Raw genomic sequence first — 15,289 nt, 5'->3', positions numbered from 1 at the left:
CACATCAACATGGATATGTTAATTATACAAAAACACATCAAAATGAATATATTATCTTAATAATCAGGTGAGTAAAAATGTTAAAATAAATTAATTTTATATTAATGTCAAAAATAAAACACTACATTTGGTGTAAATACCTTCTTTAATAAGAAATCTAGTTTAAATGATGTTTTTACGTAATAAATTATCAATCTATTTAGTATTTATTCTTTTATGTTTTGGTGTAAAAAGCATTAGTGGCCAGGTTAAAAATAATGGATTGCCAAAAATTAATAATTTCACAAAAACAGATTATAATGCTGGTACTCAAAATTGGCAAATTGATCAAGATACAATTGGCAATATTTATTTTGCCAATAATAATGGGTTACTTCAATTTGACGGAAATTCATGGCAATTATATAAAATTCCTAATTCGTCTAATATAAGAAGTGTAAAATATGATAGAACAAATGGACGTATTTATGTCGGTGGTTATAATCAATTTGGTTATTTTGAATCTAACTTAAAGGGAAAACTTGTATTTAAATCATTATTGTCATTAATTGATAGTACAGAAAGTAAAACGACTGATTTTATTTGGAAGATTCATATAGTTAATGATGAAGTTATTTTTCAAACTTTTCATAGGGCATATATTTTCAAGGATAATATAATTAAAACGTTAGAAGCTCCTAAACGATTTCAGTTTTCATTTTTAGTCGATAACAAACTTTATTTTCAAGACACGGAGTATGGAGTTTTTGAATATGTAAATGGGGTTTTAATATATCTAAAGGGGACTGAAGTATTGAAAAATACAGAAATATGGAGTATTTTAAAAATGCCAAATAATACATTACTTTTTGCTCTATTAGAAAAAGGATTGTATACCTATCAAAATAAAAAAGTTGAACCTTGGGAGACTGAAGCAAATGAGTTTGTTAAGAAAAACAGTTCACTTGGTGCAATTATAATAAATAATTCAATTGTATTTAATACGGTTTTAGATGGAATTATTATTAGCAATTTGAATGGAAAGATTAAGCAACATATAAACTTAGACAAGGGACTTCAAAATAATACAATTCTTAGCTCATTTATTGATAGTAATAGTAATCTTTGGTTAGGCCTAGATAATGGAATCACTCATGTGAGTATAAATTCACCTTTCACCTATTTTGGTTCAGGTCAAAACTTGAGTACTGTATATGCAACAATAATTCATAAAGGATATTTATATGTTGCCACCAACCAGGGTCTTTTTTACCGTTTATTGAACAATACCTTTTCAGATGATACCTTTAAATTAGTAGAAGGTACAACGGCACAAACTTGGAATATACAAGTTATTGGTGATGATTTAGTGTGTGCAAATAATAGAGGAGCCATGCTTATAAAGAATAATAAGGTTGCCAAAGTACTGGATAATATTGGTTATTACGGATTTAAAGAAATACCCAACCAACCGAATGTAATTATTGGTTCTAATTATGGTGGGTTTTCCATATTTGAAAAAACTAAAACCGGTTTAATTTATAAAAATCATATTGGCGAATTCGATAAAGCTTCAAATATATTCGAACATGATGGTAATTTTTTATGGTTGAAAAGAGATAATTTACTCTATCAAATGGAAATTTCAGAAGATTATCTAGAGTTTAACTCTATAAAAACCATAACTAAATTTAATGATACCCTTAACACTATAAATAGCTTACAAAGAATAAATAATGAAGTTTATTTTCAATCAAATAATCATTTTTATTCTTATTCAAAAGGACAGGATAGATTTTTTGAAGATAGAAAGTTGAGTAATTATTTTAAGGATATAGCTACTATAAATACATTAATTGAAGATTCGTTAGGTAATTTATGGTATGTTTTTGATGAATCTTTAGGGGTGCTAATGAAAAATAAAAATAGAGACTATACCAATGTGATTAAACCATTTGCTAATTTGACAGGAAATTTGGTACAGAATTATTTATCAGTCAACACAAAAGATAGTACGAATATTTTTATAGGATTAATTGATGGGTTAGCACATTATGATGGAACCATACCAAATAAAATAGCAATACCAAAAGCTGTTATTAGAAGTTTTATTTATGAAAACGATACAATTATGCAGGGCAACCCACAGCAAAGCTCTTTTAATATAAAAATTCCATATAAGTCAAATAATATAAAATTCACGTTCTCGTCACCAGAGTATAATAGAGAACCGAAATTGTATTCGTATAAGTTAGAACCATTTGATAAAGAATGGAGTTTATGGACCAAGAATGCAATAAAGGAATATACCAATTTAGTAGAGAATGAATATCAAATGTATGTTAGGGTTAAGAATAGTTATAGTAATATTTCTAATTCAACGGTCCTAAAATTTAGAATTAATCCACCTTGGTATCGTCATTATATAGCTTATATATGTTATTCTTTGTTTGTAATATTGAGTATATATTTTATTTCTTTATGGATGAACTTAAAAATTAGAAAGGATAAATATTATGAGACTCTAGAACACCGAAAACGTTATTTGGAAAAAGAAGCAAAAATTATATCTGAACAATATAGGTTGGAAAAAGAAATTGAGGATTTAAACCGTGATAAATTGCAAACAAGAATTTTAGCCAAGGATAAGGAGTTGGTAAGTAATTCGTTACAAGTTGTTAAAAAAAATAAAATTTTGAATGGAATAATTGATAAATTAAAAAAATTAGAAACTTCTGAGATAAGCCCTGAAACAAAATCGCAATTACACAGTCTTAAAAAAAGTGTTTTAAAGGAAATAAATGCAGACAAAAGTTGGAAGGATTTAGAAAAACATATTAAGAATGTGCATTTTGAATTTCTTAAACGCTTACAAGAGAAATATGAACATATAACCCCGCGTGAATTAGATTTGTCTACCTATTTACTAATTAATATGTCAACTAAAGAAATAGCTGAAGTAATGAATATATCAAAAGGAGGAGTAGAGTTAGCTCGATATAGGTTGCGTAAAAAATTGGGACTTTCAAGAAAGGACAATTTAACAGCTTTTTTGATGAATATATAGACTTAAATTAAGGATAATGACAATTTTTAAAACAAAAAGGTTGCAAGTAAGAAGGTTAATTATGGAAGATTTTAAAGCTTTCAATAAAATGCAGTCAAATAAAAATGTGATGAAATATGTCAGAGGTCGACCGATGACCTATGAAGAGAATAAGGAAGAATTACCCAAATTAATTGATGTTTATGATAAAGAAGGAAATGATTTTTATATTTATGCAATAACTAGAAGTGAAGATGGGGTATTTATTGGTACAGTTGCATTAGTTAAAGACGAACATAATAAAGATGAAATAGGGTATCGATTTTTAGAAGAATATTGGGGTAGTGGTTATGGAACGGAAGTTCTTAGTGGGTTGATAGCGTATTGTAAATCAATAAAAATAAAAAATATTATAGCAGTAGTTGCAACTGAAAATATTGCATCCTTAAAGATGATAAAAAATGTTGGTTTTCAGTTCATTGAAAAATTTGTGAGTGATGATTTAAAGATACCAGAACAAAGGTATGTTTTAAGTTTATTAAAGTTGCAGTGTAAAAAGTAATATAAAGTTTAAAAGATTAACAACTAATCTTTAAGTTTTAATGTTGCCATAACAGGGTAATGGTCTGAGAGTTGTATGTCATAATTTTTATGTGATTTAACTTTAAAGTGGTTATCCACAAAAATATAATCAATACGTAAGGGAAATTTATTAAATTTATAAGTAGTCCCAAATCCTTGACCAGCCTCCAAATATGTATCTTTAAAATTCTTTCTAACATTATTGTAAGCCCATGAATAGGCTGTGTTGTTTAAATCACCCGTTACTATTACTTTGTGCTTACAGGTATTTATATGCTTATTTAAGGAGTCTATTTGTTGTTGTTGAACTTTAAAAGATTGGCGTACTTTTTTTACTAATTTTTCTGAATCATCGTGGCCAAAGTAATGCTGATTAGGTACAATTCCTAAAGAGGCCATGTGAAAAGTATAAATTCTTATGGTATCCTTATTCTTTAAAACATCAATAAACATTGCTGCCGATGATGTTCTTGCGTATTTAATTATGCCTTCTTTTACAATGGGATATTTCGAATATATGCCTAATGCAATTCTATGTTTGCTATTTTGAATAGAGTCAGAATAATTTTCAGCAGGTGGGTTGCTAAAATAAGGATATTTTAATTTAAAATTTTTAGGAATTCTATATTCTTGCAATGCTAAGATATCTGGATCTTCATTTTCAATAAAATCTTTAATTTTTGATTCTATATCATCAACTTTTATCCATTTATACATATTAAATTTCCTCACATTAAAACTCATTAAGCTTATTGTGTTAGAATCTTCTTGATTAATATTATCATTAAATTTATATAATTGAGGAATAAAAAGATAGGATATTATCAATACTATAAATGACTGTAAAAGTTGCTTTTTAAAGCCGATTACTATCCAATATATTACAAATAAAATATTTACAATTATAACTGCAGGAACTACTATGCTGAATAAAGAAAATACACCAAATTTATTTGGAGATAATCCCGGTAAAAAAATTGCGAAAATTAATGCAATCGCAAAGATTGTATTAATGATAAATAGTATTTTATTAAAAAAAGATAGTTTCTTCACCGTATAAAATTACCACGTTATTTTTTACCAACATTAAAAAGAAAATCTTTTTCTTCCTGAGTTAAAGTTTCATAGCCAGATTTACTTATTTTATCTAATATGGCATCTATCTTTTGTTGGTCATTGACAGTGTTTTTTGTCTTTTTTTGAGGATTAGGGTTTTTATAAACTGTTCTCAAAGGCTCTTTCTTTTTAGATTTAAATAGTGATCCGAAGAGCTGATTTAAGTTCTTTCCATTATTTGCTTGGTTGGTGAGTAGAAAACCAATTAGAGCACCACCTAAATGTGCTAAATGTCCTCCAGTGTTATTTACAGGTAGTTGAATAATATCAATAAAGATCATAGCTACAGCAATATGCCATAATTTTACCGCCCCAATAAACCTTAAATGGATGGCGTAATTGGGTACCTTAGCTGCAATACCTACCAGAATTGCAGTTACACCAGCTGATGCACCTAATAAAACCGCATTACTTCCTTTTAAGGCCGGAAAAAAATTATAACTGGCAAGGTAAATTATGCCTCCAACAACAATACCCGCTATATAATAAATTAAAAAATCACGTTTTGAAAAGAAATCTAAAAATAGGTTTCCAATATAAAACAGGAATATTAAATTAAATAAAATGTGTAAAAAATCGGCATGCAAAAATCCATACGTAATTAGGGTCCAAGGTTTAGTAAGAAATAAGTTAAAGTCTGCAGGTAAAGAGAGCCAGTTAACAAATAAATTATCGTGCCATTGCATAAAACCAGATAACACCTTAAACAATAAGGTTATTATATATAAAATAATATTGGCATAGATAATTTGCTCAGCAATGTTTGCTGATTTTATTCTGTATAATATTTGATCTTTTAATGTGTTCAAAGTATTTTATTTATCCCACCGTTTAAATTGATTCTTTTTCCAATACAACATAATGATTAATCCCACAATAGCACCTCCTACGTGAGCAAAATGAGCGACTCCATCTCCAAAAATTGAGTATCCTGTGAGACCAGAAAATAAATCTAATGCAATTAAAACAGGAATAAAGTATTTGGCTGCAACCGGAACTGGAAAAAATATTAAAGCCAATTTAGCATTTGGAAAACTCATTCCAAATGCGACCAATACCCCATAGAGAGCACCAGATGCACCAACAGCGGGCGTGTTATAAAGCCTGTAGAATTTTAGTAATTCTTCTTGAGAAAATTTATCAAATATTCCAGAAGATGAACTTCCAGTATTTAATAAATTCTGAATATCAGAACTACTAAATCCCATAGAAATGATATCGTTATAAATACTTGTATATTGAAAGTAGTTTACAGCACTATAAATTAAACCAGCACCGATACCAGCAGAAAAATAAAAGAAAATAAATTTATTACGACCCCAAAGTTGTTCCAAAGGACTACCAAACATCCAAACGCCTAACATGTTAAACCCGATATGCATTAAGGATTGTTGACTATGCATAAACATATGTGTAACATATTGCCAAATACCAAATTCTGGATTTGTCGGAAAATGTAAAGCAAATAAGTCCTGTAAAGGCGGATAAGCAAATCTCGCTACTAGAAAGAGCAGCACATTTATTATGATGATATGTTTAACCGTATCAGTTATTTTTCCCATTGCTGTAATTTATAAAGGGTTTAATTGTCAAATTTAAGTTGAATTTCTTCAGAAGAAAGTGTAATAAATGTTTTTTTACCAAAAGGTGACTGATTGGGCTCTTTACATGAAAATAATTGTTGTAATAACTCCTCTTGCTCTTTACTGTTAAGCTTGGTTCCATTTTTTATAGCCAAACTTCTTGCCAAGCTTTTAGCTATGGCATCCAATTGGCTGAAACTAGAATCAGGTATTTCATTCTTTATGTCTTCAAAAAGCTCTTCAAATAAACCTTGAACATTGTTTTGATTCACATTTACAGGAATTCCATCTAATGTAATGGTATCATTGTCAATTTTGTCAAACTGAAACCCTACACTTTCTAAATCGGGTTGAATTTCTTTACAAAGCGTTATGTCTCCTTTATTGAAAGCTATTTCTAACGGAAATAGTAATTGTTGACTAGAAGTGTCTTCAATAGTCATTTTCGTTAAAAACTCTTCATATAAAACTCGTTGATGTGCTAAATTTTGATTAATGTACACAACACCTGATTTGATTACACTAAGTATATATTTTTTATGTACTTGAAGTGTTTTTACTTTTATTTCGTTTTCAGAAGAATTGAACAAATCTTTATGTACAACATCAGCCTCCACTTCAATTTCTTGGACATCTAATGCTGTTTCTGTTCCCGAATATAAAGATTCCCATTGGGCCGTTTTGGGTTTGTCATATGATTTTGAGTTAGACTCACTTTCAAAAGGATTAAAACTCGGGTTAACGGTTATTTTGGGTGTAGAAACAGATGTCTTATCCTTAAATGAATAAGGAACATCCATAGTAGCATCTCTATTAAAATCTAAAACAGGTGACACATTATATTGTCCTAAGCTATGCTTTACGGTAGAACGTAAAATGGCATAAAGGGCATGTTCATTCTCAAATTTTATTTCCGTTTTAGTTGGATGAATATTTATGTCAATTGTATTTGGAGGAACGCTGAGATACAAAAAATAAGAAGGATGATGACCTGGCGGTAATAATTGATCAAAAGCATTGATTACAGCATGATGCAAATATCCGTTTTTAATAAATCTATTGTTTACAAAGAAAAATTGTTCGCCACGTTTTTTCTTAGCAAATTCTGGTTTTGATACAAAACCTTCAATTGTAATAATATCGGTATGTTCTTGAATTGGGACAAGTTTTTCGTTTATTTTTTTTCCGAAGACAGCTACTATGCGTTGACGCAAATTACTACTGTTTAAATTCAGTACTTCGCTATCATTACTGTAAAAGTCAAATGCAATGGAAGGGTGGGTAAGAGCTACACGATAGAATTCATCTTTTATATGACGTAATTCAATCGAATTAGATTTTAGAAAATTTCTACGAGCAGGTATGTTAAAAAATAAGTGTTTTACCGCAATACTCGTGCCTGTCGGTGTAGCAATAACATCTTGATTCTGAATCGTACTACCTTCAATTTTTATATGTGTACCTAATTCTTGATCTACTTGTTTCGTTTTAACTTCAACATGTGCAATAGCGGCAATAGAGGCCAATGCTTCTCCTCGAAAACCTTTGGTATTTAAATTAAATAAATCTTCTGCAGTTCTAATTTTTGAAGTAGCATGGCGTTCAAAAGATAATCTAGCATCTGTAGTACTCATACCTTTGCCATTATCAATAACTTGAACTAGGGTTTTACCTGCATCTTTAATGAGTAATTTTATTTCCGTAGCACCTGCATCTATAGCATTTTCTAGCAATTCTTTTACAACGGAAGCAGGACGTTGAACCACTTCGCCGGCAGCAATCTGATTGGCAACATGATCAGGAAGTAGTTGAATGATATCTGACATTTATTTCATTTGAAAAATGGATAGATCAAAATCTATTATAAATAGAAATAGTAACACTAAAATAGCAACTGTAATTGCTATTGTTTTATTGATGCCTTTAGAGCTTTTAGTTTCTTCAAAGGCATTGCTAAATTTTGTTTTTAGAGAATTTTTTCCAACAGTTGTTCTAAACTCGTCAAACTTATGTTCAATCTTGTATGGATTGCCCTCTCCTTTATAATATCTTGGAGAATATTCAAATTTTTTGTTTTTACGTTTAATAAATCCCATAATAGTTAATGTTTAATTATAAATTTAGCTGATTTACACCAAAAATTAAACCAAAATCAAATTTACAGAAATAAATAGGGGCAATCAAAATTTATTAGGGAAATACCTGTTAAAACTATGCTAATGTTGCCATTTTAATGGCGGCCACTGCACATTCTACACCTTTGTTACCATGTTTTCCTCCTGATCTATCAACAGATTGTTGTAATGTGTTATCCGTTAATACACAAAAAATAGTAGGTACATCAAATTGAATATTTAAATCTTTAATGCCTTGCGAAACGGCTTCGCAAACAAAATCAAAATGTTTAGTTTCACCTTGAATCACGCATCCAATGGCAATTATGGCATCAAATTTACCTTGTTTAAGTAGGTGTTTACTTCCGTAAACTAATTCAAAGCTACCAGGTACATTCAGTCTTGTGATATTAGTATCCAAAGCTCCATTATCTAATAAGGTAGCATGTGCACCTTTATAAAGATTTTCTGTAACTGAAGTATTCCATTCGGAAACAACAATACCAAATTTTAATTTTTTAGCATTGCCAAGTATTGATTTATCGTAATCTGATAAGTTTGTAGTTGCCATGTAGGCTTAATTTTGAGCAGCTAGTCTAGCTCTATTTAAATAAATATCAATTTTAAGTCCTTCATCAGAATTAGGATATTCATTTTTTATTCTAGTGAACAATTCTTCAGCTTTCGTATAATTTTCTAAATCCATAGCAATGTTACCTGCCTTAAATAAATACAAAGGAGAAGTAAACTCATTACTTTTGAAATTAGCAGCTTTTATATAACTGTCAATAGCATCTTCAGGTTGGTTAGTGTCTGAATAAAGATCCCCTAAGTTACCTTCCGCTATAGCTCCTAAAATTTCATCATCTGTAGAGAATGAATTCAAATATTTTTCAGCATTTTCATAATCATTTGTTTTTAAGAAAGATATACCTGCCATATATTTTGCTAAATTACCAGCATCTGTGCTTCCGTAATTATCAATGATGTCAATTAAGCCATATTTTCCGTCTGCACCATTAAGGGCTAATTTATAAAGAGAATCTACCGCTATTGTTGCAGAGCCTGATTCGGCTTGATCAAAAAAGCTTTTAGGATACGCTAATTCATTTGCTGCATCAATACTTTTTGGCTCCTTAACAAAATTGTTATAAGCTAAATAACCTAATATTACTGCCGCAAGTGCTACGAAACCAATAATTAAAGGTTTACTATTTTTCTCAATCCATTTTTCAGATTTCGAAGCTGTTTCATCTAAAGTGTTAAACACTTCTGCTGTTGTGCTTTCTTCTTCTACTTTTGAAACCTTATCAATTTTAGCCTTATTGCCTTTTTTCTTATATGTTGCCATTTCTATGTCAAAATTTGTGGGTGCAAAAGTATAATTTTTTATGATATAATATTCTTATTATTGATGTAAATTTCGTTTTTTTGCAATGAACTTCATATAAAACATGTATTTAAAGAAAATAAGCCTTGTTAATTATAAGAATTTTGAGGCGGAAGCATTTGAATTCAATACTAAAATAAATTGTTTTGTTGGCTATAATGGTGTAGGTAAAACAAATGTTTTAGATGCAATTTATCACTTAGCATTTACAAAAGGGTATTTTAATAGTATAGCAAGCCAGAACATTCAACATGAAAAGGAATTTTTTGTGGTAGAAGGTCTTTTTAATCTTGACGAAAGGGAAGAGTTAATTAATTGCAGTTTTAAAAAAGGTCAGAAAAAGGTTGTAAAACGGAATGGGAAAGATTATGAAAAGCTTTCTGAGCATATTGGGTTGATTCCCGTCGTCATTATTTCTCCAAATGATACGAATTTAATTAGTGAAGGTAGTGATGTTCGACGTAAATTTATGGATAGTGTCATCGCTCAATCAGATAAGTATTACTTGCAAGATTTGATTAGTTACAATAAAGTACTTTCACAACGCAATGCCTTATTAAAATATTTTGCATCTAACCATACTTTTGACGCTTTGAATATTGATGTTTATAATAAGCAACTCATCAATTTTGGTGATAAAATTTATAAAAAACGTAAACAATTTTCGGAAGATTTTGCTCCAATATTAGAAAGAAGACATAAACACATTAGTAGTGAAGGGGAAAATGTTAGTTTTACCTATAAAAGTCAGTTGGATAAAACAGATTTTGAAGAGTTATTGCAAAATAGTTTAGAAAAAGATAGGGTTTTACAATACACCTCGGTAGGAATTCAGCGTGATGACTTGTTATATAGTATAGAGGAGTATCCTATAAAGAAGTTTGGATCGCAAGGACAGCAAAAAACATATCTTATAGCATTAAAGTTGGCAGAATTTGATTTTATTCAAATGCAATCAAAAAAAACACCTATATTGTTGTTAGATGATATTTTTGATAAATTAGATGAAAATAGAGTGTCAAAAATTGTAGATTTGGTTAATGATGACAATTTTGGACAAATATTTATTACAGACACACATGCTGAAAGGACTGAAAATGTAATTAAAAAAACAGATCAACCCTATAAAATGTTTGAATTAAACTAGACTATGAGCAACAGAAGAAATAACGAATTTTTATCGATAAAAGAAGTAATGGAGAACGTTTTGGGCGAAAATAAATTACAAAAAGGTATTGATCTCGTATTGATAAAAGAGGCTTGGGCAGAGGTAATGGGGAGTGGAGTAGTAAGTTACACCACTGACGTGCAATTTAGAAATGGTATTTTAACGGTAAAGCTGAATTCTTCGGTTTTACGAGAAGAGCTAAGTTATGGAAAAGAAAAAATTGTAAAACTTTTAAACGAAAAGTTAAATAAAATGTTAATAAAAAGCGTTAAGCTTAATTAACATTTGTTTATAATTAGTATATTTGCAAAATAAGAAAAAGTCTCTAAAGACGCTAACACTAATAAAAAATGATGAAAAAATTACTATGTTTAATGGCTTTGTTTGCAGTTTTCTTTGTGCAGGCTCAGGACATAACCATTACAGGACTTGGGATTACCATATCAAGTAATGGTTCTAACGTCCCTACTCCAACCGATGATACAGATTTTGGCTCACTAGATATAGGTGCTGCTGTTGTAACACATACTTTTACAGTTTCAAACAACACCTTAAGTTTAATATCAATTTCTGATAATGGAATGACAGGGGCTATTACTGATTTTACAGGTACTACTGGAGGAAGCCCAAATGTGAATTTAGTTATACCAGGATTCCAATCAAGAACATTTGAAATTACTTTTAATCCAGTAAGTCCTATAGGTATAAAACTTGCTACTCAAAATTTAATCGCAACTAAATTCGGTTTGCTGGGAAGTACAAGTACTAGTCATTCTCTAAATTTTAAGGGTACTGCTACAACTCCGCCCGCGACATCACCTACAATTGTTCTTAGTGGTTTAGGAGTGCCAATAGCGAACTTTGATGTAACTCCAAGTATAATTGATGACACTAGTTTTGGTAATGTTACGGTTGGTGGTTCTCAAACACATACGTTTACCATTTCAAATTCAGGTACAGCTCCATTGAACTTGATAGGTTCTCCTGTTGTAAATGTACCGGGTGGTGCAGGAACATTTAATGTAACTAGTTTTCCTACTACGCCGATTCCGGCTGGTAGTTTTAGTACGTTTGATGTTGAGTTTACACCTGCAGTTACTCCAGCTTCCCAGTATTATACTGCTAACGTGATTATACAAAGTGATGATGCTGCGAATACTAACTTTTTATATCAAATTTCAGGAACAGGGGTTGTTAATACACCAGAGATTGAAGTCAGTGGTTTAGGTAACCCTATTGCAAATTTTGATTTTTCACCAACAGTGACTGATGATACGGAATACGGTAATGTGGCGATAGCATCAAGTATTACACATACATTTACCATTGAAAACACGGGTACCGCCCCTTTAAATTTAACGGGTGTACCTATTGTAGGTATTATTGGAGCAGGTGAATTTGTAGTTTCTAATTTACCAACGAGCCCAATACCGGTTTCTGGTTCAACAACGTTTGATGTTACTTTTAGTCCAACTAGTACTGGGCCTCAAACTGCAACAATTAGAATTGACAGTGATGATACAACCGATTTAAATTTTATTTTTTTAATACAAGGTAATGGTATTGTACCTGGTCCAGAAATGGACATAACTGGTTTAGGAAATCCTGTTAATAATGGAGACCTTACCACAAGTATTGCAAATGATACTGATTTTGGTGCTATAGATGTTTCTACAGGGAGTGTAACACATGTTTTTACCATTGAAAATAATGGTACGTTAGATTTGACTTTAACAGACCCAAGTCCTTATGTAACTATTTCAGGTGTAGATGCTGCTGACTTTACTTTAATAGCAATACCTACAAGTCCCATCGCTGCATCAGGAAGTACAACATTCGGAATAATTTTTGACCCTACAGGTGTGGCATTAACTACTAGAAATGCAACGGTTTCTATTGCCAATGACGATAGTGATGAGAATCCGTACACCTTTGCTATTTCAGGTACCGCTGTAGATACAAATACAGGTAGTCCGCTTATGATTACACAATACTATGAAGGGGCAGGGAATGACCGATGGATAGAAGTTAAAAATATTTCAACGCAAATAATTACGGCTGGAGTTTACAACCTAGCTTTATATGAAAATACATTTACAAGAGAAGGACAAATAAATACAAAGGCTCCTGCACAGAGTGTAGGAATTAGCGGTGCATTGGGGGCAATACAGCCAGGAGAAGTTATACTTTTTAGAAATAACGTGGGGACGCCTCTTTTACCAGGTGCTGCCAATTTAGGTACTGCACACGTTATACCAACAGCCGTATGTAATTTTACGGGTAATGATGTTATTTTAATTTCTACGTCTACGGGAGTAAATTGTTATAATGACAGAATTGATATTGTAGGAGTTGTACCTCCGTCGACAGGCTTTCCACCAGTTTGGGGAAGTAATAAAAGTCTAATTAAAGGGTGTGGTACTACTCAACAACCATCATTGGTTTTTGATAGTAGTAATTATATCGAGTTATTTTTAGATGAAGTGAATACAGCTGACCCGGACAGTAATATTGCTTTAGGAACACAATTGTTAGGTTCAACTGTATGGACAACTGCATGGAGTAATGGTACGCCGGGTAGAACAAGAAATGCAATTGTTAATGGAACATATAATGCTACTGATGGGTCATTCGGAGCATGTAATCTAACAGTTAATGGTAATCTTAATTTTAATAGTGGTACTTCCAATTATGTAGAGGTAAATGATAATTTGGTAGTAAATGGCACATTTACCATTGGTGATCAAGAATCTTTGTATTCCGTAAATGTATTAGCCCCTGGTACAGATCCAGTTTCAGTTACAGGCGTTATTACTAAATTAGAAACAACTACATTATTAAATGATAGTGATGATTATACGTATTGGTCATCTCCAGTAGAGAGTGCAAATATGTCAAGTGTATTTGCTCCAGGAACTTATCAGCAAACTAGATTGTATTATTGGGATCAGTCTGCAAGTAATGACATTTTATATGGAGGAAGTCAGGCATTAGGAGAGTGGATTCCGGCTGCAGGTCTTGCAATGAAACCAGGTAAAGGTTATATATCACAATCTCCAGAAGCAGGAACTTATCCTATGCAAGCAACGGTGTCCTTTACGGGTACACCAAATAATGGTTCAACGGATTTGGATGCAGGAGGAAATGACATTATTTTTAATAATAATGGCAATTCAAATGATGATTTAAATTTAGTGGGTAACCCTTATCCTTCTGCAATTGATGCAGATGAATTTATTAGTGATGGTAATAATGTGGTTTCAATAAATGGGACTATATGGTTTTGGACACATAATACCGCAAATAACCAAAGTACAACGGGTGAACAATATACGAATGATGATTATGCATCGTATAATTTATTGGGCGGTCTAGCTGGTGCACCAGCAGATACAGGAGGGCCTACACCAAATGGAATAATAGGTTCAGGTCAAGGGTTTATGGTTCAAACCAACTCGGTCATACAGAATGTAACGTTCACTGATGGTATGCGTATTAAAGGTGGTAACACAGAATTTTTTAGAGGTACGGATACAAAAAAGTCTTCATCTGTAGTAGAAAAGGACAGAATTTGGTTAAATATGGAAAGTAGTACTGGAGGTGCTTTTAGTCAAATTTTAGTTGGGTTTGCTGAAAATGCTACCGATGGTTTTGATAGAGCTTATGATGGTATAAAAATAAGTGAAGGCTATGTAAATTTATATTCAAAAATTGACACGTTGAATTATGGTATTCAAGGATTGAGTAGTTTTTCAGTTGAGAAAAAAGTACCATTGGCATTTAAGACCTATATAGAAGATGCTACAGTATCATATTCTATAAGTATAGATCGTTTTGAAGGAGTGTTGCGAGATAATGATATCTACTTAGTAGATAATGAATTAAACATAACTCATGATTTAAAACAAGGTGCTTATAACTTTGATGTATCAGTACCCGTAGATTTCAATGATGGTTATACTTCAGATGATAGATTTACACTTCAGTTTACTAAAGCAACTTTAGGTGTTGATGATTTTGATTTAAACAATGACTTTGTCGTTATAAATGAAGATGATGCGTTGTTGGTAAAATCTAAAACGGTTGTTAAAGAATTGAAAATGTATGATATAACTGGTAGATTACTAGTGAATATGTTACCAAATGAAAGTGAGTTCAGAGTAAATACTCAGAATATTAGAAAAGGTACGGTATTGATTTTAAATACTACTTTTGAAAATGGAACTGAAATCAGTAAAAAAGCAATTAAGTATTAAGAATACTTAATCTACAGTGAATTAATAAAAAATGCCTCGTAAATACGAGGCATTT

Annotated in this window: 12 protein-coding genes; 5 read left to right on the top strand and 7 right to left on the bottom strand. The window is 31.1% G+C overall.

The window, feature by feature from the left end; all coding sequences use genetic code 11:
- Nucleotides 1–262: 262 nt before the first annotated feature.
- Both JBL43_RS13525 and JBL43_RS13520 read left to right on the top strand, forming a co-directional pair.
- Nucleotides 263–3,046, top strand: coding sequence for a helix-turn-helix and ligand-binding sensor domain-containing protein (locus JBL43_RS13525; RefSeq protein WP_233098780.1), 2,784 nt, complete (start codon nt 263–265; stop codon nt 3,044–3,046).
- A gap of 16 nt (nt 3,047–3,062) precedes the next feature.
- Nucleotides 3,063–3,587 carry a GNAT family N-acetyltransferase gene (locus JBL43_RS13520; RefSeq protein WP_198841945.1) on the top strand — a complete coding sequence of 175 codons (525 nt, stop codon included), beginning with the start codon at nt 3,063–3,065 and terminating at the stop codon, nt 3,585–3,587.
- A 23-nt stretch (nt 3,588–3,610) separates the two neighbouring features.
- Here JBL43_RS13520 and JBL43_RS13515 read toward each other — a convergent pair whose 3' ends face one another.
- From JBL43_RS13515 to JBL43_RS13485, 7 genes are all read right to left on the bottom strand, one after another.
- Nucleotides 3,611–4,660 (bottom strand): endonuclease/exonuclease/phosphatase family protein, encoded by a 1,050-nt coding sequence (locus tag JBL43_RS13515; RefSeq protein WP_198841944.1) that lies wholly within the window; start codon nt 4,658–4,660, stop codon nt 3,611–3,613.
- A gap of 17 nt (nt 4,661–4,677) precedes the next feature.
- Entirely contained in the window at nt 4,678–5,532 is an 855-nt protein-coding gene (locus JBL43_RS13510; protein WP_198841943.1) for a rhomboid family intramembrane serine protease, read from the bottom strand.
- Between the two features lie 6 nt (nt 5,533–5,538).
- Nucleotides 5,539–6,285 (bottom strand): rhomboid family intramembrane serine protease, encoded by a 747-nt coding sequence (locus JBL43_RS13505; protein ID WP_198841942.1) that lies wholly within the window; start codon nt 6,283–6,285, stop codon nt 5,539–5,541.
- Between the two features lie 20 nt (nt 6,286–6,305).
- A complete protein-coding gene (gene mutL, locus JBL43_RS13500) occupies nt 6,306–8,132 on the bottom strand; it encodes a DNA mismatch repair endonuclease MutL (RefSeq protein ID WP_198841941.1) in 1,827 nt (608 codons plus the stop codon).
- A complete protein-coding gene (locus tag JBL43_RS13495) occupies nt 8,133–8,402 on the bottom strand; it encodes a riboflavin synthase subunit beta (RefSeq protein WP_198841940.1) in 270 nt (89 codons plus the stop codon).
- 115 nt (nt 8,403–8,517) lie between these two features.
- A complete protein-coding gene (gene ribH, locus JBL43_RS13490) occupies nt 8,518–8,991 on the bottom strand; it encodes a 6,7-dimethyl-8-ribityllumazine synthase (protein ID WP_198841939.1) in 474 nt (157 codons plus the stop codon).
- Between the two features lie 6 nt (nt 8,992–8,997).
- A complete protein-coding gene (locus JBL43_RS13485) occupies nt 8,998–9,771 on the bottom strand; it encodes a tetratricopeptide repeat protein (protein WP_198841938.1) in 774 nt (257 codons plus the stop codon).
- A gap of 103 nt (nt 9,772–9,874) precedes the next feature.
- Here JBL43_RS13485 and recF point away from each other — a divergent pair, with 103 nt between their 5' ends.
- The 3 genes from recF to JBL43_RS13470 all read left to right on the top strand — a co-directional run bounded on the left by recF (nt 9,875) and on the right by JBL43_RS13470 (nt 15,234).
- Nucleotides 9,875–10,957 carry a DNA replication/repair protein RecF gene (recF, locus tag JBL43_RS13480; RefSeq protein WP_198841937.1) on the top strand — a complete coding sequence of 361 codons (1,083 nt, stop codon included), beginning with the start codon at nt 9,875–9,877 and terminating at the stop codon, nt 10,955–10,957.
- 3 nt (nt 10,958–10,960) lie between these two features.
- Nucleotides 10,961–11,260 carry a DciA family protein gene (locus JBL43_RS13475; RefSeq protein WP_198841936.1) on the top strand — a complete coding sequence of 100 codons (300 nt, stop codon included), beginning with the start codon at nt 10,961–10,963 and terminating at the stop codon, nt 11,258–11,260.
- 68 nt (nt 11,261–11,328) lie between these two features.
- A complete protein-coding gene (locus tag JBL43_RS13470; protein ID WP_198841935.1) occupies nt 11,329–15,234 on the top strand; it encodes a RemA C-terminal-like gliding motility protein in 3,906 nt (1,301 codons plus the stop codon).
- Nucleotides 15,235–15,289: the final 55 nt, after the last annotated feature.

It is taken from the genome of Aureibaculum flavum (assembly GCF_016406085.1).
Classification (GTDB): domain Bacteria; phylum Bacteroidota; class Bacteroidia; order Flavobacteriales; family Flavobacteriaceae; genus Aureibaculum; species Aureibaculum flavum.
This window is presented reverse-complemented; position numbering and strand designations above follow the sequence as displayed.